21 protein-coding genes and 1 pseudogene are annotated in these 20,379 nt (G+C 42.8%); 11 read left to right on the top strand and 11 right to left on the bottom strand.

Translation table 11 applies throughout. From position 1 onward, the window contains the following. Positions 1 to 188: 188 nt before the first annotated feature. Positions 189 to 974 carry a 4,5-DOPA-extradiol-dioxygenase gene (gene ygiD / locus EAE90_RS11535; protein WP_214053619.1) on the top strand — a complete coding sequence of 262 codons (786 nt, stop codon included), beginning with the start codon at positions 189 to 191 and terminating at the stop codon, positions 972 to 974. Positions 975 to 1,212: 238 nt separating this feature from the next. Here ygiD and EAE90_RS11530 read toward each other — a convergent pair whose 3' ends face one another. Both EAE90_RS11530 and EAE90_RS11525 read right to left on the bottom strand, forming a co-directional pair. Beyond that, complete coding sequence (locus EAE90_RS11530) at positions 1,213 to 1,488, bottom strand: type II toxin-antitoxin system RelE/ParE family toxin (RefSeq protein WP_011148093.1); 276 nt, start codon at positions 1,486 to 1,488, stop codon at positions 1,213 to 1,215. Positions 1,489 to 1,490: 2 nt separating this feature from the next. After that, on the bottom strand, positions 1,491 to 1,739 hold the full coding sequence (locus EAE90_RS11525) for a CopG family ribbon-helix-helix protein (protein ID WP_036778328.1): 249 nt from the start codon (positions 1,737 to 1,739) through the stop codon (positions 1,491 to 1,493). A gap of 542 nt (positions 1,740 to 2,281) precedes the next feature. Between EAE90_RS11525 and EAE90_RS11520 the strand changes: the two genes are divergently transcribed. Then, positions 2,282 to 2,647 (top strand): hypothetical protein, encoded by a 366-nt coding sequence (locus EAE90_RS11520; RefSeq protein ID WP_214053618.1) that lies wholly within the window; start codon positions 2,282 to 2,284, stop codon positions 2,645 to 2,647. A 256-nt stretch (positions 2,648 to 2,903) separates the two neighbouring features. Here EAE90_RS11520 and EAE90_RS11515 read toward each other — a convergent pair whose 3' ends face one another. The 3 genes from EAE90_RS11515 to EAE90_RS11505 form a co-directional block, all read right to left on the bottom strand. Beyond that, positions 2,904 to 3,383, bottom strand: a complete 480-nt coding sequence (locus EAE90_RS11515) for an Hcp family type VI secretion system effector (RefSeq protein ID WP_214053617.1) — start codon at positions 3,381 to 3,383, stop codon at positions 2,904 to 2,906. Positions 3,384 to 3,496: 113 nt separating this feature from the next. Further along, a complete protein-coding gene (locus tag EAE90_RS11510; protein WP_214053616.1) occupies positions 3,497 to 4,657 on the bottom strand; it encodes a glutathionylspermidine synthase family protein in 1,161 nt (386 codons plus the stop codon). A gap of 6 nt (positions 4,658 to 4,663) precedes the next feature. Next, complete coding sequence (locus tag EAE90_RS11505) at positions 4,664 to 5,371, bottom strand: DUF1190 family protein (RefSeq protein WP_214053615.1); 708 nt, start codon at positions 5,369 to 5,371, stop codon at positions 4,664 to 4,666. Between the two features lie 424 nt (positions 5,372 to 5,795). Between EAE90_RS11505 and EAE90_RS11500 the strand changes: the two genes are divergently transcribed. Continuing rightward, positions 5,796 to 6,197, top strand: coding sequence for a DUF2628 domain-containing protein (locus EAE90_RS11500; protein WP_214053614.1), 402 nt, complete (start codon positions 5,796 to 5,798; stop codon positions 6,195 to 6,197). Between the two features lie 121 nt (positions 6,198 to 6,318). On the opposite strand, the gene tolC is transcribed toward EAE90_RS11500, so the two are convergent. Next, complete coding sequence (gene tolC / locus EAE90_RS11495; protein WP_214053613.1) at positions 6,319 to 7,692, bottom strand: outer membrane channel protein TolC; 1,374 nt, start codon at positions 7,690 to 7,692, stop codon at positions 6,319 to 6,321. A 359-nt stretch (positions 7,693 to 8,051) separates the two neighbouring features. Here tolC and nudF point away from each other — a divergent pair, with 359 nt between their 5' ends. The 7 genes from nudF (at position 8,052) to ftsP (ending at position 17,269) form a co-directional block, all read left to right on the top strand. Continuing rightward, positions 8,052 to 8,693: an ADP-ribose diphosphatase gene (gene nudF / locus EAE90_RS11490; RefSeq protein WP_214053612.1), complete on the top strand. Its 642-nt coding sequence runs from the start codon at positions 8,052 to 8,054 to the stop codon at positions 8,691 to 8,693. Between the two features lie 99 nt (positions 8,694 to 8,792). Further along, the gene (gene cpdA, locus EAE90_RS11485; protein ID WP_214053611.1) at positions 8,793 to 9,632 is read left to right on the top strand and encodes a 3',5'-cyclic-AMP phosphodiesterase; all 840 of its coding nucleotides are present in this window, start codon (positions 8,793 to 8,795) and stop codon (positions 9,630 to 9,632) included. 131 nt (positions 9,633 to 9,763) lie between these two features. Further along, positions 9,764 to 10,372 carry an esterase YqiA gene (gene yqiA, locus EAE90_RS11480; protein ID WP_214053610.1) on the top strand — a complete coding sequence of 203 codons (609 nt, stop codon included), beginning with the start codon at positions 9,764 to 9,766 and terminating at the stop codon, positions 10,370 to 10,372. Between the two features lie 72 nt (positions 10,373 to 10,444). Continuing rightward, a complete protein-coding gene (parE, locus tag EAE90_RS11475; RefSeq protein WP_214053609.1) occupies positions 10,445 to 12,340 on the top strand; it encodes a DNA topoisomerase IV subunit B in 1,896 nt (631 codons plus the stop codon). A gap of 43 nt (positions 12,341 to 12,383) precedes the next feature. Further along, positions 12,384 to 14,645, top strand: coding sequence for a DNA topoisomerase IV subunit A (parC, locus tag EAE90_RS11470; RefSeq protein WP_214053608.1), 2,262 nt, complete (start codon positions 12,384 to 12,386; stop codon positions 14,643 to 14,645). A gap of 68 nt (positions 14,646 to 14,713) precedes the next feature. Next, the gene (locus EAE90_RS11465; RefSeq protein WP_214053607.1) at positions 14,714 to 15,457 is read left to right on the top strand and encodes a 1-acylglycerol-3-phosphate O-acyltransferase; all 744 of its coding nucleotides are present in this window, start codon (positions 14,714 to 14,716) and stop codon (positions 15,455 to 15,457) included. Between the two features lie 390 nt (positions 15,458 to 15,847). Then, positions 15,848 to 17,269 carry a cell division protein FtsP gene (gene ftsP, locus EAE90_RS11460; protein ID WP_214053606.1) on the top strand — a complete coding sequence of 474 codons (1,422 nt, stop codon included), beginning with the start codon at positions 15,848 to 15,850 and terminating at the stop codon, positions 17,267 to 17,269. A 98-nt stretch (positions 17,270 to 17,367) separates the two neighbouring features. On the opposite strand, the gene dkgA is transcribed toward ftsP, so the two are convergent. Both dkgA and EAE90_RS11450 read right to left on the bottom strand, forming a co-directional pair. Continuing rightward, the gene (gene dkgA / locus EAE90_RS11455) at positions 17,368 to 18,246 is read right to left on the bottom strand and encodes a 2,5-didehydrogluconate reductase DkgA (RefSeq protein ID WP_214053605.1); all 879 of its coding nucleotides are present in this window, start codon (positions 18,244 to 18,246) and stop codon (positions 17,368 to 17,370) included. Between the two features lie 273 nt (positions 18,247 to 18,519). Beyond that, the gene (locus EAE90_RS11450; protein WP_214053604.1) at positions 18,520 to 19,191 is read right to left on the bottom strand and encodes a DedA family protein; all 672 of its coding nucleotides are present in this window, start codon (positions 19,189 to 19,191) and stop codon (positions 18,520 to 18,522) included. Between the two features lie 111 nt (positions 19,192 to 19,302). Between EAE90_RS11450 and EAE90_RS24250 the strand changes: the two genes are divergently transcribed. Beyond that, positions 19,303 to 19,428, top strand: a complete 126-nt coding sequence (locus tag EAE90_RS24250) for a hypothetical protein (RefSeq protein WP_281422332.1) — start codon at positions 19,303 to 19,305, stop codon at positions 19,426 to 19,428. On the opposite strand, the pseudogene EAE90_RS11445 reads toward EAE90_RS24250, so the two are convergent. The 3 genes and pseudogenes from EAE90_RS11445 to EAE90_RS11435 all read right to left on the bottom strand — a co-directional run. Next, positions 19,425 to 19,631: pseudogene (locus EAE90_RS11445) on the bottom strand (type II toxin-antitoxin system RelB/DinJ family antitoxin); the annotation flags it as partial. The gene EAE90_RS24250 and the pseudogene EAE90_RS11445 overlap by 4 nt on opposite strands. Then, on the bottom strand, positions 19,598 to 19,825 hold the full coding sequence (locus EAE90_RS23805; RefSeq protein ID WP_339921306.1) for a type II toxin-antitoxin system YhaV family toxin: 228 nt from the start codon (positions 19,823 to 19,825) through the stop codon (positions 19,598 to 19,600). The pseudogene EAE90_RS11445 and the gene EAE90_RS23805, both read right to left, overlap by 34 nt. A gap of 185 nt (positions 19,826 to 20,010) precedes the next feature. Next, positions 20,011 to 20,361, bottom strand: a complete 351-nt coding sequence (locus EAE90_RS11435; RefSeq protein ID WP_214053602.1) for a type II toxin-antitoxin system PrlF family antitoxin — start codon at positions 20,359 to 20,361, stop codon at positions 20,011 to 20,013. Between the last annotated feature and the right edge of the window lie 18 nt (positions 20,362 to 20,379).

Genomic DNA, 20,379 nt, shown 5'->3' with positions numbered 1-20,379 from the left:
ATTGTCCGATAACCGGATGAAATATCAGTTATAACCTACACGTTCTCTAAAGTCACAGTTCGCGCAAGCTGTGGCTTTTCAGTTTTTTTGACAAACTTCATCACCGTTAGCCCACTGTTTTGCTTATCTGAAAGGCGTAACCTGTCCGCAAGTATTAAAATTACCTATATTTGGTGTGAGAGGTCATTATGAATATTTCCAGAATGCCGGCTCTGTTTATTGGTCATGGCAGTCCAATGAATGTACTGGGAGAAAATCGCTATACCAATGTGTGGCGTGAACTTGGTGAAAGGCTGCCTGTACCCAGAGCGATTTTAGCGATTTCTGCTCATTGGTATACCAATGGCACAGCGGTAACAGCCATGACTCAACCGAAGACTATCCATGATTTTCGTGGCTTCCCTCAGGAATTGTATGAAACTCAGTATCCAGCGAAGGGATCGCCTGAACTGGCGGTTTTAGTGCAGGAGATGCTGGAACCAGTGGAAGTTTATGCCGATCATCATCAGTGGGGATTGGATCACGGAACTTGGGGAATTCTGATTAAGATGTATCCTCAGGCTAATATTCCAGTGATTCAACTGAGTATAGATGACGCCAAGCCAGCGACGTACCACTACGAATTAGGGAAAAAGCTGGCTGCTTTACGAGATGAAGGTGTTTTAATCTTGGGGAGTGGTAATGTGGTACACAATCTTCGTACCATGAAGCGTCAAGAACCTAATGCTGAACCCTACCCGTGGGCAGAATCATTTAACCATTATGTGCGTGATAACCTTACCAGTTATGAGCAACCTTATCCTTTGATTCATGCACTGGACAGAGAAGATGGTCAATTATCGAACCCATCTCCTGAACACTTTTTACCGTTGCTGTATATCATGGGAACGTGGGATAGAAAAGAAACGGTTTCCATTCCTGTGGATGGAATTGAGTCTGGCTCGCTGAGTATGTTGTCTGTGCAGGTTGGTTGAATTGAACGTTCTTGTCGTTATTATCCTCATTTGACACAAGAGGAATTCATTCAACAGCACAGCTGGTTGAGTGATGCTCAGGGGGTAATTGCCCGTGAATTGGGGCTTTCAAGTTGGGTTAAACTGAAAGCCCATGTCGACGTACTGGAATAGGTCAGAATGGCTAGTCGAATTCAGAATTTAGCACCAGATCATGAACTTGTTATACTGCATATCCTTTTGTGAGGATGGTTTTTAACTAACGGTTTTCGCGGGTATGCCAAAGGTCTACAATGTAAATTGTATCGTTGGATATCTCGTAATGGACTTCGTAATCACTAAAAAGTACCTTACGTACCTCGCGGGGCTTATATCTAGGCTGAGGAATTCCTATCTTAGGTTGCAGTGCCAGATCTGTAGTGCTGATAATTAGATGGTCTAACACATTATTAGCATGTGATTTACTGTATTGACAGGCAAAATGATAGATGCGCTCCAAATCATTTTGAGCTTTAAGTGTCCAATAAACCTCCATGATTATGATTTTTTCAGCTTGGATGCAAAATTAATAACATCTGAATGATTCACAATACGGCCTGTATCGACATCCGCGAGGCCAGCCAAAATCATTTGGTGGCGATGTTCACGTTCCTCAATCATTGAGGTAAGAGCCTCTTTAATGATCCACGATTTTGAGCGGTCTAACTCTTTGGCTAAATCGTTTATGGCTGTAGCTAGTTTGATAGGTATCTGTGCGGTAATCGTCTGTTTTGCTGATATGGACATAAGAGCTCCCAATAAAAACCAATAATAGTTATTGAACACTATAGCATCAATAACGGCTGGATTCTTTATTTTTTAAGGCTTGATAGCTGACCGGTGAGACAGAGATTTTCTTGCCCATTGTGTGAAAATGCATTGATGTTTCGTCACCAAAAATTTTATTGGTTCAATTATCTTTGTGTTATATACAAAGGAATCGATTTCGTGAGCAGTCTAATGGAATGAGGTCAAAAAAGATTGTAAAGTGATAACACTAAATTTTAGCTTAAAAATATAGACAGTTATAACCGAAATTTTAATATTATGAGCTACAAGATATTGTTATTAGTCATTATAAACCTACAACGATTTATGGCCTGAAATTATGAAGAAATTAACCATAACAATAATTATGATATTAATGGTGGCGTTATCTTGTATATACCGAATGAACTTCAAGATGCTTGAGTCATCAGACATAAAAACATTTAAATTCAACAATATAATCGTTTTTCAAACATGCACTTTGAAGTATCTTGAGTATATGTGTATTTTTATGGTTATTTATGATGCCTAATGTTCTTTATAAAGAAAGTGATTTTTTAAAGTATCATCTTCTTACTAATGAAAAAATAAAAGAAGCTCCTCGTGTTTCTAAAAATTATTTTTTTGAATATTATCCTAATGATGAATCATCGCCTATATATAGCTCCGTTTATTTTTGTGATTTGATAGATATGGATAATAGCTATAATATAATGATTAATTATATGAAATCAACTGGTTACACAGTAAATAATGACGAAATATGGTATATGAAAGGTTTTGAGACTATATATGATGATTCTTTTATATTGTCAAAATCGTCTGTAGTTGAGAATGAGAAAAAAGAACATTGCTTAACATTAACCTTCGCTGAAAATGTTAAATGAGTTTAATAAACTCTAATGATTGTTTGATATTATGAAAAATTATCCATAAAGGAAATAAATGTTTAATATTGGTTTTTTCAAAAGAGATAAAATTGAGAATATATTGGGGATTTCTCCCCAATATATTCCCTATGGATTTCAAGTTGCATCGCAACGGCAAGGGAGCGAATCCCCGGGAGCATAGAGAACTCTGTTACCGGGGTGAGTGAGTGCAGCCAACAAAGAGGCAGCTTGAAAGATAACGGGTATATTGATTTTAACTAACTCGTTCATCCCATATACTATATCCAGATGTACCTGCAATATGGTGTTTCCATGTTATATTGCCATAAGCAATGGATATTATTTCGTAGGGTTGTGCGTCATTATGGGTGAGTGAATTAGGATAATGAGTGGATATGCTTTTGATCGAGGCGTGCATGATATCAATTGAGTAGTATTTTTCCTGAGCGCCATTACTTGATGTTCTATAAAAGTCTAATCTACAATTGATAGATTCGTTTTCTGATATTGCTATGCCTAATAGAGGAGATGATTTATCTATAGGCTTAGTGATTGAGATAGGTGAATGATTAACATTCTGTTCTCTGCTGATATCGTGGTCAAATGAGTAAACATAAATTTCATTTTCATGACCAGTTTGATATTTATTGCCGATAGAATCATAGGTAGAACAACCACTGGATATAAGCCCTTGTTTTTTACCTGTAATGGTTAAATATATTGTGTTCGCCATAGTATTTACCTTTATTAATTATAAGATTAAAAGGATACAACGTCTTATCGGATTGTTGAAGGAGGAATCTTTAGCGTTGTGGCAACCTACTTTAATTCCTCCCTGGTTAGTAATTAATCCAAAATAATATGTGGATAGAAGCGAGATAAATCCTGAGTTATGAGTTCGCTGTCTTCCCGCAAACCAATACCGCAAGGCTGATCATTCACCAGCCAGCTACCAATTAACGTATAATTGTCACCGAATTTTGGCAGTGTATGAAATTGCTGAACGATCATACCTTCTTTACCGTAAGGGCCATCAACATTGGCAATTTCCTTGCCATTTTCAATAATACGGATATTAGCCCCCTCCCGTGAGAACAGTGGTTTAATAACATAGCTCTCCATTGCCGGATAATTATCATCGGCAAAATAAGCGGGTAGCAGGTTTGGATGATTTGGAAACATCTTCCACAACATCGGTAGTAATGCTTTGTTGGAGATAATACTCTTCCAGGCAGGCTCTAACCAGCGAACGCCAGCATCTTCTAATTTGGTCGCGAAAATCTCACGGAACATCAATTCCCAAGGGTAGAGTTTGAACAGATTGCTGATCACTTGGTCTTTTAGATCTGTAAATTGTCCTTTCTCCCCCAAACCGATATCTTCAATAAATAAGAATTCAGTTGGAACACCGGCTTCCAGCGCACAATCTTGCAAATATTGAACGGTACCGCGATCTTCTTCCGTATCCTGACAACAAGCCATGTGCAGTAAGCCAAAGCCATGTTCATCACGCAACTGAGCAAAGCGTTCAATTAATTGCTCTTGCATGCTGTTGAATTGATCAGCATGTGCTGGCAGTAACCCGGCATTCATCTGATCTTCTAACCAGATCCATTGGAAAAAAGCGGACTCATACAGCGAAGTTGGCGTATCAGCATTATTTTCCAACAATTTTGCCGGGCTTTTACCATCGTAAACCAAATCTAAACGGGAATAGAGTGATGGCTGGCTGGTAATCCAGGAGCTACGAACAAAATCCCAACAATGCTTTGGAATCTGAAACTTAGTCAGTAACTCTTCACTATCGACAACTTTCTCCACTACTTGTAAACACATTTGGTGCAGTTCAGCAGTGGTGGCCTCGATTTCTTCAATTTGGGCAAGCGAAAACTGGTAATAAGCCTCTTCACACCAGTAGGGTTTGTCATACATGGTGTGAAAATTAAAGCCATATTCTATCGCTTTTTCACGCCAATCCGGGCGTTCAGTAATAGCAATACGTTTCATCCTTGGTTAGCCTCCCGCTGAACGAGATGTGGAGCTCGAAGAGGCGCTGCTGCGTTGCATGGCTGACTGTTTTGCAACAGAGTCACCGAAGCCGCCACGGGTAATGGTTGTGGTTGTTGCTGGTTTTGGCGCCATAGCCGTTTTAGGCACTGTCATGGAACGACCACCTGCGGTTGCCGGGCCATAGCTTTTACCCGACGCATCAACGAATTGACCATTTGCCGGGCTGGTGGCGGATTTAGAGCTAAACAGAGGCTGTGATGGCGCTGAACCACCTCCCATTAGACGCCCCATCATATAACCTGCCATCAGCGGCATCCAGAAACTGCCGCTTTGCTGCTGCTGTGCCTGTGCTTCGCCATTGGTGGTGGTACTGGAAGCAGTGGCGCCAAGGCCAGCTTGCGCCGGGGTTTGAGTACATTGTGCTTCACCAAATTCGGCAATACAGTCTTCTTTGGTGGCATATTTAGGCGCTGTTTTTTCCGCTTCTTTCAACGCATTGTTGTAAGCAGTAGTACATTGCTCACTTTGTGATGGATTGGCTTGAGAACATTCATCTGCATTCATGTAAAGAGAGACAGTTTCATCACTCTTTTCACAGGCAGATAACATGAAAACCGCACTGACAGCCATTGCCACAGGTGCAAGGCGATAGCTACGCCAAGCCTTACGGAATGTGTCGTGATTGATATCTTTGGTCCGCTTTATTGTCATCGTCGTATACCCAGATTTTAGATGTCTATGATTCTTTATGAAATAGCCTTAAGGATAGGGGAAATATGAACAAAATTAAAGCATAAACCTTCGAATTGTTAGCCTGATTTTTTGTCTGACAAAGAGGTGGTTGGATATTGATTATCTGGTGTTCTGTTGTTTAATCTGGTTTTAATGTTGCAAAATATTTTTTTAGAAAAATAGTGCTGAAATTAATATTTTATGGTATTAGTCCGAGCCAAATAAATTCCGGTAAGTTTAGGGCGGTTGAATATGTAACCTTATGATGTAAGTAAATCTACTAATTATATTTTCTACTTTATAGCTCCAGAAAATAATTTTAGAAATATAATCTTAAATTAATAACGGGAGTTATTATATTGTTGGTGTTGTATTTTCTATTTTAATTAAGGAATTAAGTAGCATGGATAAAGTCCAATATTCAGAAAAGTGGCAGACACGTTTTGCATTCTTTGAACAGCATGGCGCCCCTAAAACGCCTGAGCACAAAGCTGCCATGAAAGCAGAACCCTCTATGCGTCGTATATTGTTGAACATGAATTTTATTGCCTTCTTTTTTGGTTTTATTTACTTCTTTGTTCTAGGATTATGGCGGAAAAATCTGACGTTATTTGGCATTGCTGTTGTAGTGATGATGATATTGGGGGCTATGGAAGGTGTTCTGGGGATTGAGCTTCCTTTTGCTACTATTTTGGCAGTTCAGTTTAGTTTTGCGGCAATATGGAGTACTACTGCTAATTATGCTTATTATTTGAAAGAAACAGTGAATAGCAAGAGCTGGAATCCATTTGAAGGACTTTTCTGAGTTATATATTTTCTGCATTAAGGTAAATATCGGATTTTCTTTCGGAGTAAATTGCTGCTGGTTGGAAATAAAACAGCCCGCTTTGTGGCGGGCCGTTAATTAGTGAAAGTGAAGGGTTGAATCAGTTACGAACAGATGTTTCTGGCGTTGCTATTTCTTGAACAATGCTATTAGCGGAAGTTGAGAGCTGTTTACCTAGCGAATTATTCAGAGCAACTAAATCCTTCTCGTTTAGCGTACCCAGTGCATGCTGAATATTCAGTTGATTAATCAGATAATCATAGCGAGCATTGGATAGCTTCTGTTTGGCATCGTATAACGTTGTCGTGGCATTCAGTACATCAACAATGGTACGTGTACCAACTTGATAACCCGCTTCCATTGCGTCGAGTGAGCTTTGAGCAGAAACAACAAGCTGTTTATAGGCGTCGATACTGCTTATGGAAGCAGATATGTTGTTAAAGGAAGAACGGACAGTCTGTACAACATTACGGTAAGCGCTCTCTAATTGTTCACTGGCGCTGACAAAACCATATTGTGCCTGTTCAACGCGGGAACTGGTGGCGCCGCCGCTATAAATTGGCAGACGAAGCGTCAGGCCGACGCTGTTTTCACCGCTATAGTTGTTTGATCTGCCTGGTGCATGATTCTGGCTATTTGAAACATTGGTGGAAGCGCCTAAATCAATAGTTGGCATATGGCCGGTTTGGGCCGCTTTGATTTGTTCACGGGCCAGATCCTGACCTAAACGAGCAGATAATAAACTTAAATTACGTTTCTCTGCCTCTTTTAGCAGAATATCTACCGCTTCTGGTTTCTGTATTTTGAAATGATCAATATTTAGCGAGGCTAACCGCGGGTAATAAATCCCCGTTACCTGACGCAGGGCTTCCAATGCATTATCCAGATCATTACGTTTGGCAACTTCCTGAGCGAGTACGTCATCATAATTAGCACGGGCGTTCTGGACATCAGTAATTGCAACCAGACCGACATTAAAACGTTGAGTCATTTGGTCCAACTGGCGGTAAATGGCCGCTTTCTGAGCTTCAATGTAGGAGAGCGTATCAATGGTGCGCAGTACTTTGAAATAAGCTGTTGCACTATCCAGAATCAGTTTTTGTTCACTGCTTTGATAGGTAACATCAGCAATACTTGCCGTTTTTTCTTCTAAGTTCAATTGGCGCCATTTAGACATATCAAAAATGGTCTGACTTAAGCCAAGCTTCGCATTCAATGTATTGCTTTCTGTGTCACGTTGATCGCGGTAACCACTGTTATAGGAGTATCCGGTATTTAATTCCAACTGAGGTAATAATGGGCTACGGGATTCATTAATTTTTTCAAAAGCTTTATTACGTTCAGCTATTGATTTACGTAGTTCAGGGTTACTCTCTTTTGCTTGCTTATAAACTTGCAAAAGATCTTCAGCCTGACCCATCGAACTAAATCCCGTCAGGCTCATAGCGATAAAAATGGAGAGCAGTTTCTTCATTGTAATTCCTTGATTGCACAGCTATTTTGCTCGTTGTTTATCCCATTAGGCTATTTTATTTGCCATGCTTTGTGATAAAAAGTGAACGCTCCGGGGGCTGCCCGCGGCCCGAGTTCACTGTTCATTTACAAGAACGGCCTGCACCAATTACGCCTATTGGGATAGACTCTTACGTTGCCTTGGTGAAAAACGAAATATTACTGATTCTAGCAGAGTATGCTATCAGCCAAAGGTAGCCGTTTGTGCCATATTGCCTTAATTTAGCTTAACTTTACACCACCAAAGGATGAATTTTTTAACTCCGCTTGATTAATATCATCTTAGTGGCTAGCAAGTAAGGAACTATTTAGGAGAATTTTATGCATAAGAAGCCGTCAACGCCAGTCATGTTGGATAAGCAGGATGTGGAAATTATCACGAAAAAAAGTTTATACAATGGGTTCTTTAAGCTGACAAATTACCGCTTCCGCCATCGCTTGTTTGCGGGTGGTTGGAGTGAAGAGGTTAGCCGTGAAGTTTTTGAGCGGGGCCATGCCGGTGCGTTGTTGCCTTATGATCCACGTCGTGATGAGGTTGTATTGATAGAGCAGATACGTATTCCGGCAATAGAGACGAGAGCAACGCCGTGGTTACTGGAAATTGTTGCCGGTATGATTGAAGAAGGCGAAGAAGTGGAGCAGGTGGTGCGCCGCGAAACAATGGAAGAGGCAGGAATTGAAGTTAAACGTTGCAAACCGGTGTTGAGTTATCTCTCCAGCCCAGGAGGAACAACGGAACGTATCTCGGTGATGGTGGGGGAAGTGGATGCGACGACAGCTACCGGTATTCATGGATTGTCTGGTGAACATGAAGATATTCGGGTGCATGTGGTCAGTCGTGAACAAGCTTATCATTGGATGGAAGAAGGAATTATTGATAATGCTGCTTCAGTTATTGCGATACAATGGCTGGCATTACACCATGAAAAGTTAAAAAAAGAGTGGAATTCAGATAATTCCTAATTTTTAACCGAGAAAAGGGAAGTGTGTGCCAGTCAGCAGATCTCTTGCGTTAAAACGAGTTATGATGCTCGCCGATGACTTATAGGACAAGGAAACCATTTGGAAAGCCAGTTTGAACTGCCTGTGGTAGAGGGAACCACAGCCAAAATATTGCAAATAACAGATACGCATCTTTTTGCCAACAAAGAAGATACTTTATTGGGTATCAATACGTATCGCAGTTACCAGGCGGTGCTGGATGCCATCCTAAAACAAAATGCTGATATTGATTTAATCGTAGCGACAGGTGATTTGGTGCAAGATCAGTCGCTGGAAGCTTATCGACATTTTGCTGATGGTATAGCTCGTTTACCGGCGCCTTGTGTCTGGTTGCCGGGTAATCATGATTACCAGCCTGCGATGGTGGATGCTTTGGCGGCGGCTGGCGTTTCTCCGTCGAAACAAATTTTAGTCGGTAAGCACTGGCAACTTCTGATGCTTGATAGTCAGGTGCAGGGCGTTCCTCACGGGGAGTTGTCGGAATATCAGCTTGAATGGATGAAAAAGTGCCTGGATCAGTACCCTGAACGTTACACGGTGATCCTGCTTCATCATCATCCATTACCATCAGGTTGTACCTGGCTGGATCAGCATAGTTTGCGCAATTCACATATTTTGGCCCAGTATCTGCAAAGTTACTCACGGGTTAAGGCGATGCTTTGTGGGCATATCCATCAGGAGATGGATCTGGATTGGAATGGCATCCGTATGATGGCGACGCCATCAACATGCGTGCAATTCAAACCACATTGCACCAATTTTACGCTTGATACTGTTGCTCCGGGATGGCGTTATCTCGAATTGTCTGTTGCCGATAATGGCGAATTTGGTTTGGCAACTCAGGTCCATCGACTGGAAAGCAATGAGTTCTGCCCTGATTTAGATTCGGATGGATATTAGGTTGTGTTTGTCTCCTTGTGCTGCTGTGTTACTCTCTGCTTATTGGATTTATCAAGCTTCGCCATTTGTGGCTTGTTGCACAGGAGCATAGTGGCCGGTGGTATTTACGCACAATTGAGGGGCACGGCCTGATGTCAACGTTACTCTATTTGCACGGTTTTAACAGTTCCCCACAGTCTGCAAAAGCAAATGCTTTAAAAGCGTGGTTGCATCAGCATCATCCTGACATTGAAATATTGGTGCCGCAGTTACCCCCTTATCCTGAAGAAGCGGCTGAGTTGCTGGAAAATTTGGTGATGGAGCGTGCCGGGGATAATTTGGGTATTGTTGGCTCTTCTCTCGGTGGTTATCTGGCGATATGGCTTTCACAATGTTTCAGTTTGCCCGCTGTCGTTGTTAATCCAGCCGTGCGTCCGTTTGAGTTACTGCGGGATTATCTTGGGGAAAATATTAACCCCTATACCAACCAACGATATACGTTGGAACCGCGCCATGTTCATGATCTTAAAATCATGCAGATTGAACCGCTGGAGTCACCGGATCTTATCTGGTTATTGCAGCAAACCGGAGATGAGGTACTGGATTACCGCCAGGCGGTTGCTTATCTGGTATTATGTAAGCAAACTATTGAATCTGGTGGTAATCATGCCTTTATCGGGTTTGAACACTATTTCCCACAAATCGTCAATTTTCTTGGGCTTTCTAGTGATGGTGAGAAAAAACTTGCCAAAAATGTTTGAACGACTGGTATTATCAACAGTATACAAAACTGATTAGCCCTTTAATCAAGAAGCAACCAACAGAATTACAACATGACTCAATCTAGTTACAACGCAGATGCCATTGAAGTTCTCAGTGGTCTGGAGCCGGTTCGCCGTCGTCCGGGAATGTACACTGATACAACTCGTCCGAACCATTTGGCACAGGAAGTGATCGATAACAGCGTGGATGAAGCTTTGGCGGGGCACGCTAAACATATTGAAGTGATCCTTCATAGCGATCAGTCACTGGAGGTCATTGATGATGGCCGTGGCATGCCGGTTGATATTCATCCAGAAGAGGGCGTTTCAGCGGTTGAATTGATCCTGAGCCGCTTACATGCCGGTGGTAAATTTTCGAATAAAAACTATCAATTTTCTGGTGGTCTCCACGGTGTGGGGATCTCGGTGGTTAATGCTTTGTCCAAGCGGATTGAAGTCGCCGTTCGTCGTGATAGCCAGATTTATCAGATTGCTTTTGAAAATGGCGATAAAGTGCAGGAACTGGCAGTGATTGGCAGTTGCGGCAAACGCAACACCGGTACCAGTGTTCACTTCTGGCCTGATGAAAGTTTCTTTGACAGCCCACGTTTCTCGGTTTCTCGCTTGACCCATTTGTTGAAAGCGAAAGCGGTGTTATGTCCGGGAGTGGAAATTGTTTTTAAAGACAAGATCAACGATACCGAACAGAAATGGTGTTATGCCGATGGTCTGACCGACTATTTAATGGCGGCGGTGAATGGCCTGATAACATTGCCGGAAGCGCCTTTTGTCGGTACGTTCAGTGGTGCGACCGAAGCGGTTGACTGGGCGTTGCTCTGGCTGCCGGAAGGGGGAGAATTACTGGCTGAAAGTTACGTGAACCTTATCCCGACGATGCAGGGCGGAACACATGTAAACGGGCTGCGTCAGGGGTTACTAGATGCAATGCGTGAATTTTGCGAATTTCGCAATATCTTGCCACGAGGTGTGAAGCTTGCCGCCGATGATATCTGGGATCGTTGTACTTATGTTCTGTCGGTAAAAATGCAAGATCCGCAATTTGCTGGTCAGACTAAAGAACGCCTCTCTTCGCGTCAATCTGCTGCTTTCGTTTCTGGTGTTGTCAAAGATGCTTTCAGTTTGTGGCTAAACCAGAATGTTCAGGAGGCAGAGCAACTGGCTGAATTGGCGATTGCCAGTGCACAACGTAGAATGCGTGCCGCGAAAAAGGTGGTGCGTAAAAAATTGACCAGCGGCCCGGCATTACCGGGAAAACTGGCTGATTGTACATCACAGGATCTCAATTTCACGGAGCTGTTTCTAGTGGAGGGGGATTCTGCGGGAGGTTCGGCAAAACAGGCTCGTGACCGTGAATATCAAGCGATCATGCCGCTGAAAGGGAAGATTCTGAACACCTGGGAAGTCTCTTCGGATGAAGTGTTGGCATCACAGGAAGTTCATGATATCTCCGTTGCGATTGGGATTGACCCGGATAGCCACGATCTCAGTCAGTTACGTTATGGCAAAATTTGTATTCTGGCGGATGCGGACTCAGACGGTTTGCATATTGCGACACTGTTGTGCGCACTGTTTGTCCGCCATTTTCCAACATTGGTTAAAAATGGCCATGTTTATATGGCAATGCCGCCTTTATATCGTATTGATCTAGGTAAAGAAGTGTATTACGCACTGGATGAAGAGGAAAAAAGTGCGGTGCTGGATCGCCTTAGCCGCAAACGGGGTAAACCTAACGTACAACGCTTTAAAGGATTGGGTGAGATGAATCCAATGCAATTGCGTGAAACGACGTTAGACCCAAATACCCGTCGTCTGGTGCAGTTGACTATCGATGATGAAAACTATCAGGAAACCTTCTCTGTGATGGACATGCTTCTGGCGAAGAAGCGTTCAGAAGATCGCCGTAACTGGCTGCAAGAGAAGGGCGATACGGTAGAAATTGAAGTGTAACACCCACAGGGATAGTCAAAGAAGATTCTGAGGAAATTAGCGAATGAGTGAGATAACTCATGATGGTGTGGAGCGATTACCGCTTCACTCATTTACGGAAACCGCCTACTTGAACTACTCCATGTACGTCATCATGGATAGGGCGTTGCCTTTTATCGGTGACGGTTTGAAACCGGTTCAGCGCCGTATTGTTTATGCCATGTCGGAATTGGGCTTGAACAATACCGCCAAATTTAAAAAATCCGCCCGTACCGTAGGTGATGTACTGGGTAAATACCATCCACATGGCGATGGTGCTTGTTATGAAGCTATGGTGCTAATGGCGCAGCCATTTTCTTACCGCTATCCTTTAGTGGATGGACAAGGAAACTGGGGGGCGCCGGATGATCCCAAATCGTTTGCCGCGATGCGTTATACCGAGTCTCGCCTGTCCAAATATGCCGAGTTGTTGCTAACTGAGTTAGGCCACGGTACCGTTGACTGGGTGCCAAACTTTGACGGCACGTTGCAGGAACCGAAAATGCTGCCGGCGCGTCTGCCAAATATTTTGCTGAATGGCACCACCGGTATTGCGGTGGGGATGGCGACAGATATTCCGCCCCATAACGCTCGTGAAGTGGTGAATGCGCTGGTCACGCTGCTGGATAAGCCTCAGAGTTCCCTTGATGATCTGATGGAACATGTTAAAGGCCCTGATTATCCAACCGAAGCGGAGATCATTACTCCTCACGAAGATATCCGTAAGATTTATAAAAGTGGTCGTGGTTCGGTACGGATGCGTGCTGTTTGGTCGAAAGAAGATGGCAATGTCGTGATCACTGCGTTGCCGCATCAAGTTTCTGGCGCCAAAGTGTTGGAACAGATCGCCAACCAAATGCGGGCTAAAAAGCTGCCAATGGTTGATGACTTGCGTGATGAATCTGATCATGAAAATCCAACCCGTCTGGTGATTGTCCCTCGCACAAACCGGGTTGATTTGGAACAGGTGATGAATCATCTGTTTGCGACTACAGATTTGGAAAAGAGTTATCGCGTTAACCTGAATATGATCGGGTTGGATAACCGTCCGACCGTGAAAGGGCTGGTTGAGATCCTCTCCGAATGGCTGGTATTCCGCCGGGAAACCGTTCGTAAGCGTCTGAACCATCGTCTGGAAAAAGTCCTTAAGCGCCTGCATGTGCTGGAAGGCTTACTGATCGCATTTCTCAATATTGATGAAGTCATTCACATTATCCGTAGTGAAGATGAGCCAAAACCGGTATTAATGTCACGTTTTGGTTTAAGTGAGACGCAAACAGAAGCCATTCTGGAGCTGAAATTACGTCACTTAGCTAAACTGGAAGAGGTGAAAATCCGTGGCGAACAGAGTGATCTGGCAAAAGAGCGCGATAAGTTACAGGCGATTCTGGGTTCTGAGCGCAAACTGAACACGTTGTTGAAGAAAGAGATTATGGCTGATGCCGCCACTTATGGTGATGAACGCTGTTCTCCAATGAGAGAACGAGATGAAGCCAAAGCGATGAGTGAGCATGACATCACACCTTCTGAGCCAGTGACCATTGTATTGTCTGAGATGGGTTGGGTTCGTAGTGCGAAAGGTCATGATATCGATCCGGCCGGGTTGAATTACAAAGCGGGCGATAGCTTCCGTGGTGCAGCCCGAGGTAAGAGTAACCAGCCGGTTGTTTTTATGGATACAACAGGTCGCAGTTACTCGCTTGATCCGCGGGATCTGCCTTCTGCCAGAGGGCAAGGGGAACCACTGACGGGGAAATTGACTTTACCTGCCGGGGCAACGGTGGAGCATGTATTGATGGCGCCTGATGAACAGAAGTTTCTGATGGCCTCTGATGCCGGTTATGGCTTTATCTGTAATTTTAGTGATTTGGTTGCTAAAAACCGAGCGGGTAAGGCACTGATTACATTGCCGGAAAATGCTCGCGTTATGACGCCGCTGGAAATAACTAACCCGCAGGATGATATGCTGCTGGCAATTACCAGCTCAGGCCGGATGTTAATGTTCCCGGTTGCAGATTTGCCTCAGCTCTCTAAAGGGAAAGGAAATAAGATAATTTCTGTTCAGTCAGCCTCAGAAAATGACCTGTTGAGTTGGTTATTGATACTATCGCCACAATCGTCTATTACACTTTACTTTGGAAAGCGTAAATTGACGCTGCGTCCTGAAGATCTTCAGAAATTCCGGGCAGAACGTGGTCGTAAGGGAACGCCTCTACCTCGTGGGTTGCAGCGTATTGAACGGGTACAGGTTGAGACTCCACCTTCTGCTACTAACGTAACTAAATAGTGGGATTAAATCTACCCTACGGGTATAAGATTAACGGGCTAAAGAGGCCCGTTAAATAAGAGGGGACTATGTTAGCAATTATTCGCGGCATTATTGTTATTTTGTTTTCAATTGTAGTGTGTGTCTCTGGCGTTATTTACTGTTTATTCAGGCCACGTCACCCTGACCATGTTATGGTGTTTGGGAATATGTTTGGTCGGTTGTCGAAAATATTTGGCGTCAAAATTATTGGGCGTATTCCTGCTGAAGCCAGGCATTATGGTCCGAGTATCTACATTGGCAACCACCAAAACAACTATGACATGATAACCATGTCCAATGCGGTTCAGCCGGGCACAGTGACAGTAGGTAAAAAAAGTCTGGTGCTGATCCCATTTTTTGGTCAGCTTTATTGGCTGGCAGGTAATATCCTAATTGATCGTGCTAACCGTGCTAAAGCACATGGCACGATTGCTCAGGTTGTGGAGCAGATTAAAAATCGTCGTCTTTCTATTTGGATGTTCCCAGAGGGTACTCGCAGTCGTGGCCGGGGCTTGTTGCCGTTTAAAACCGGTGCTTTTCATGCTGCGATCTCGGCGGGAGTACCGATTGTACCTGTTTGTGTCTCTTCTATCACTGATGGTCGTATTAAGTTGAATCGTTGGGATAATGGCTCCGTCATTGTTGAAATGTTGCCCCCCATTGAGACTTCTGGATATACCAAAGATCAAGTGCGTGAACTGGCGGAATATTGTCATCAGATAATGAAAGCTAAAATAGAGGCGCTGGATGAGGAATTGGCTGCAATGGAGAAACAGGATAAGTACTCATAACAGGTTATTCCTTACCACTCTTTTATAAAAAAGAGTGGGACTGACAAAGGCGATAGCTTTTAAACGTACTTTAATCCTCACATATTTAGTCTATGTGAGGATTTTTGTTCGTTGTCCATGCTCACAATTTATTATTAGTCGGAAATGACATGTACTGATCACTGACCGGGAAAGATTCGTGTAATGCATTCAGATAGTTTAATTCCCTCCATATTCGCGATATGATGAGCGCTTGATAAATAATGTTTTTGTTAAGCGCAATCAAAAGGATAATAAGCTTCAATAACTTCAATAATGAGTTATTCGCTGCCGGGGTGAATGATTGCAGTGTCTCAACTATTTTTGAGCCATATAAACCCGGAATTTAATTAGGTTTATCGCGGAGAAAATATGTCATTTAGTCGGCGCCAATTTATTCAGGTATCAGGCTTGGCGATGTGTATCGGCGCCGCTCCTTTATTGGTTCGGGCCAGCAAAAATCAGCAGACTGCTTTGCCGGTTCCCCCTTTATTGGAATCTCGTGGTGGGCAGCCGTTATTTCTGACTTTACAAAAAGCGCATTGGACTTTTGATGGACAATATAAAACCAGTGTATGGGGAATTAATGGTCAATATCTTGGTCCGACTGTACGGGTTCATAAAAACGATGATGTCAAACTGATATACAGCAATCGGTTAGCGGAGCCGGTTTCAATGACCGTCAGCGGATTACAATTACCGGGTACATTGACCGGTGGAGTTGCCCGTCAGATTTCTCCGGGTGCTGACTGGTCGCCCGTGTTGCCTATTCGCCAGCAGGCGGCAACTTGCTGGTATCATGCCAATACACCTAATCGGATGGCGCCACATGTTTATAAAGGTTTGGCTGGCATGTGGTTGGTAGAAGATGAAACCAGCCGCCATTTGCCGTTGCCAAAACATTATGGTGTTAATGATTTCCCGGTTATTCTTCAGGATAAACGGTTAGATAACTTTGGCGTTCCTGAGTATCAACCGACTTCTGATAGCGGGTTTATTGGTAATACTCTGTTAGTTAATGGCGTACAAAATCCTTTTATTGAAGTATCTCGCGGCTGGATTCGTTTACGTCTACTAAATGCATCCAATGCCCGCCGATATCAGCTACAGATCAGCGATGGCCGCCCTTTCTATATGATAGGCACTGATTTGGGGCTGTTGCCTGCGCCGATAGCTGTTCAGCAACTCTCCCTTGCGCCTGGAGAACGGCGTGAAGTATTGATTGATATGTCCAAAGAGGATGAAGTTGTTATTACCGCCGGTGAATCAGCCGGGGTACTTGATAAGTTACGAGGTTTGTTTGAACCCTCCACGGTGTTGATTTCCAGCACTGTTCTGACCATCAAAGCAACCGGCTTATTATCTTTGGTGACAGATGATCTGCCATCTCGTTTGGTTGATGATGTGACGCCGGTTTCCAATGCAATCCGTAACCGGGAAATTTATCTTGATGGCAATATGCCGGGAATTAACGGTGCGTTATGGGATATGAATCGGGTAGATATTACTAGCCAGCAAGGAACTTGGGAGCGTTGGATCGTAAATGCTTCTGTCCCACAACCGTTCCACATTGAAGGCGTACAGTTTAAGGTGATTAACCACAATGGTGGGACGCCTCAACCGCAAGATTATGGTTGGAAGGATACCGTTTGGGTTGATGGGCGGGTGGAATTACTGGTTTATATGAACCAGCCCTCTTATGAACACTTCCCATTCCTCTATTACAGCCAGATTCTGGAAATGGCCGATCGCGGCTCTGTTGGGCAATTAGTGACTATACCGGTCAATCAATAATGAAAATAGCTCAGCAAAATCGGGGCGCGGCGTTGATGCCGCGCACGTTTTAATTCTGCTTTGCCCACTATCACTTTATCAATGTTATCCGCTATTTTTCAGCACTGATCATTAGCATTCCTTTGCTCAAGAAGCTCAAGGAATTCACTGAAATCAACAAATGTTTCAGGGGTTGGCCCCAGACGTTTACCGATATCTAGCGTAGTCATCGCGGTCAGATCTTCTTTTTCTAGTTTGAAGTCGAACACATCAAAGTTCTCTTTAATTCTTGATAACGTAGTTGATTTTGGGATCACAATCATGCCGTTATCAATGTGCCAGCGGATAACAACCTGCGCGGGTGTTTTGCCATACTTCTGTGCCAGATGTTGAATCAGTTGATTATCAAATACATTTTCACCGCCTTGCGCCAGTGGGCTCCAGGATTCGGTAACGATATTATGTGTAGCATTCCAGGCATGAAGCTGACGTTGCTGTAACAGCGGGTGCAACTCAATCTGATTAATAACGGGATGAACGCCGGTTTCATTGATCAGTCGCTGGATATGTTCAGGTTGGAAATTAGAAACACCGATACTACGAATAAGCCCCTCTTTTTGCAATTCAATCAATTGTTGCCAGGCGTTAACATATTGATTTTGCGGTGGTGCAGGCCAGTGAATGAGGTAAAGGTCAACGTAATCCAGTTGCAACTTTTCCAGACTTTCTGACAGGGCGACGCGGACATCATTATGTCTGTCATTCCACAATTTAGTTGTAACAAAGATATCTTCACGGGGGATATCTGTTTCTTGTAATGCGTTGCCTACGCCTTTCTCATTGTTGTAGATAGCGGCGGTATCAATTGCCCGATAACCGATATCCAATGCAGCATGGATTGTTTCTGCTATCTGTTGGTCATCTGCGGCCCATGATCCAAGTCCCAATTGTGGCATATGATTCCCATCAGCAAGTCTGATAATAGGTTGATTATCCATTACTAACTCCTATAAAAAGATAGACTTAAAATATCAGTTAAAATCATGACGATTGATATTAAGTTGATATTAAGAGTAATTGAAGAAAGTAATACAATTGGCGTGATCCAAGCCATGATTGTGATCAACACATGGCCAAGTACATAGATTGACCGGTTTGGTGATGCATCGATACCAAGAATATCACTTAGTGGCAGAGCCTTAGTCCATATAATATTGTTACATTAAGTTAAGGATAAAAACCCTGCTGCTGCTTGTAAACCATGATGACTTTTATTTACGTTTTGTCGCCGAGATTTTTTTGTGGCGCCAGTACATCAGTAGGGAGGCGCTTAAACCACTTAACAACAACACTATGGGTAAAATTATCAAAATGTTCATCACCAGATCTTGGTGATTCTTAATAAACGGGATCTGATTGAGGAGATAACCAAAACTGACCACGATGACGACCCATAGCAAGCCGCTCAACCAGTTAAAAACTTGAAAGCGTTTACTGTTAAGGCCGGATATACCCGCCAATGTTGGTAACAGTGTGCGGACAAAAGCCAAAAAACGGCCAATCAGTAAAGCGGCCAGACCATGTTTGAAAAACAGCTCGTTAGCTCGTTGGCGATACTGAATAGGAAGTTGTGCCAGCCAATTCTTAACCCGTTTGGTATCACCAAGCCATAGCCCTTGAAGATAGCCAAGCCAGCAACCGATACTTGCCGCCGTTGTTAATATAAAAATAGCTGGGATAAAGCTCATGACTCCCTTGGCAATTAATGCACCGGAAAGGATTAACAGAGTATCACCGGGTAGAAAAGCGGCGGGTAATAAACCATTTTCTAGAACCAGTGTCACAAATAGAATGCCATAGATAATCCAGACAACATCGGGGTTGGCAAGTTTAGAAAAGTCATGCTGCCATAATGCCTGCATGATTTCGTTTAGTACTTCCATTGCTTATCCTGTAACTGTTATAAAATAAATTTATTGCATCTGTATATATAAAGCCAGTTTACAGTAAAAGCTTTGGCATGGCTTGACTTTATCCCTGATAAGGGAAAATTAATGGCTGATACTGATGAATCAATTGGGACACATAACCAGCAAATAAAAGTTAAAAAAATAGAAAAGGAACGATTCATTGCAACCTTGTCAAAATACATTTTAAGCCTTGCTCAAAATCGATGTTAAATTTCATCTAGGTTAACTCTGATCCGCTTTGCTGGATTTTTAATGCGTTCACGAACCACATCCAGAATATCTTCATCATTATCAGCAACAATCAAAGATACCTCTGAAAAAGGGAGTTTCTCATTTTCAACTACATAACGCAGAAACAACCGTAATGTATCGGATATACTCATTTTTTCAAACTTATCGTAAGACGTTTTTTTAGGTCATGCATATCATCATATGCCCCTTTTGTTCTCTCATCATTTACCCAGCCAAAGATAATAATTTTACTTTCAGCGTGAAAACGGAAAAAAAGGCAATATCGTTGGAAAAATTTTGCTCTGAACCAGTGTCTTCTTTTGTCACCTAATGTATCACTTAAACGAAAGGTTATATTAGTTGGATCACTGGGAATAATTTCAGTAACGAGTTTTATGATTGCAGCTAAGCGTTTTGTATCATTTTTTTCAGGTAGTCATTTGGATATTTTTGTTGAAGTTGTTCTACCTTATCTATTGCTTGTTTTAATTGTTCGATAAAGCATGGATAAGCAAAAATAGCCCATCCGTTTATTACACATACTCGATCATACATAGTTCTTTACTCATCGTCATCGGATAATAGATTGTTCAGATCTATGTCTATTCCAGCGGTAAGTGACTTCGCCTGGTTAATGAGTTGTTCATCTAATTGTCGTACTTGTTCAGGATGTTTCTGAATGTCTTTTACTAAAAAGTTCAAAAATGACTCCATGACAGGGTTTTTTTCTTCTTCGCTGTTTTTATGACTAACAAGTCCATCATCCGAAGATAAAATCTTATATGTGATGCTATCATGGTCTGGTTTTTGCTTAAGCACTTTACGGACAGATGTTGGGATGGTTGTTTGGCTGCGATTGGTAAGCTTGGATTCTGCACCAACTTCGAACTCAACACTTGGTAAGACATGCATATTTCTACCTCGTTATGC

This window comes from Photorhabdus caribbeanensis, assembly GCF_018448885.1.
GTDB lineage: Bacteria > Pseudomonadota > Gammaproteobacteria > Enterobacterales > Enterobacteriaceae > Photorhabdus > Photorhabdus caribbeanensis.
Note: the sequence above shows the minus strand (reverse complement) of the source record. Positions and strands in the feature narration are given on the sequence as shown.

Excerpts from the sequence above, each read along its gene's own strand:
- EAE90_RS11515 (WP_214053617.1), bottom strand. The coding sequence starts at position 3,383 with ATGGCGAACACAATATATTTAACCATTACAGGTAAAAAACAAGGGCTT.
- ftsP (WP_214053606.1), top strand. The coding sequence starts at position 15,848 with ATGTCATTTAGTCGGCGCCAATTTATTCAGGTATCAGGCTTGGCGATG.
- parE (WP_214053609.1), top strand. The coding sequence starts at position 10,445 with ATGACTCAATCTAGTTACAACGCAGATGCCATTGAAGTTCTCAGTGGT.
- EAE90_RS11465 (WP_214053607.1), top strand. The coding sequence starts at position 14,714 with ATGTTAGCAATTATTCGCGGCATTATTGTTATTTTGTTTTCAATTGTA.
- EAE90_RS11520 (WP_214053618.1), top strand. The coding sequence starts at position 2,282 with ATGATGCCTAATGTTCTTTATAAAGAAAGTGATTTTTTAAAGTATCAT.
- EAE90_RS11525 (WP_036778328.1), bottom strand. The coding sequence starts at position 1,739 with ATGTCCATATCAGCAAAACAGACGATTACCGCACAGATACCTATCAAA.
- EAE90_RS11435 (WP_214053602.1), bottom strand. The coding sequence starts at position 20,361 with ATGCATGTCTTACCAAGTGTTGAGTTCGAAGTTGGTGCAGAATCCAAG.
- tolC (WP_214053613.1), bottom strand. The coding sequence starts at position 7,692 with ATGAAGAAACTGCTCTCCATTTTTATCGCTATGAGCCTGACGGGATTT.
- EAE90_RS11530 (WP_011148093.1), bottom strand. The coding sequence starts at position 1,488 with ATGGAGGTTTATTGGACACTTAAAGCTCAAAATGATTTGGAGCGCATC.
- yqiA (WP_214053610.1), top strand. The coding sequence starts at position 9,764 with ATGTCAACGTTACTCTATTTGCACGGTTTTAACAGTTCCCCACAGTCT.
- nudF (WP_214053612.1), top strand. The coding sequence starts at position 8,052 with ATGCATAAGAAGCCGTCAACGCCAGTCATGTTGGATAAGCAGGATGTG.
- EAE90_RS24250 (WP_281422332.1), top strand. The coding sequence starts at position 19,303 with ATGGCTGATACTGATGAATCAATTGGGACACATAACCAGCAAATAAAA.
- ygiD (WP_214053619.1), top strand. The coding sequence starts at position 189 with ATGAATATTTCCAGAATGCCGGCTCTGTTTATTGGTCATGGCAGTCCA.
- EAE90_RS11500 (WP_214053614.1), top strand. The coding sequence starts at position 5,796 with ATGGATAAAGTCCAATATTCAGAAAAGTGGCAGACACGTTTTGCATTC.
- EAE90_RS11450 (WP_214053604.1), bottom strand. The coding sequence starts at position 19,191 with ATGGAAGTACTAAACGAAATCATGCAGGCATTATGGCAGCATGACTTT.
- EAE90_RS11510 (WP_214053616.1), bottom strand. The coding sequence starts at position 4,657 with ATGAAACGTATTGCTATTACTGAACGCCCGGATTGGCGTGAAAAAGCG.
- parC (WP_214053608.1), top strand. The coding sequence starts at position 12,384 with ATGAGTGAGATAACTCATGATGGTGTGGAGCGATTACCGCTTCACTCA.
- dkgA (WP_214053605.1), bottom strand. The coding sequence starts at position 18,246 with ATGGATAATCAACCTATTATCAGACTTGCTGATGGGAATCATATGCCA.
- EAE90_RS11505 (WP_214053615.1), bottom strand. The coding sequence starts at position 5,371 with ATGACAATAAAGCGGACCAAAGATATCAATCACGACACATTCCGTAAG.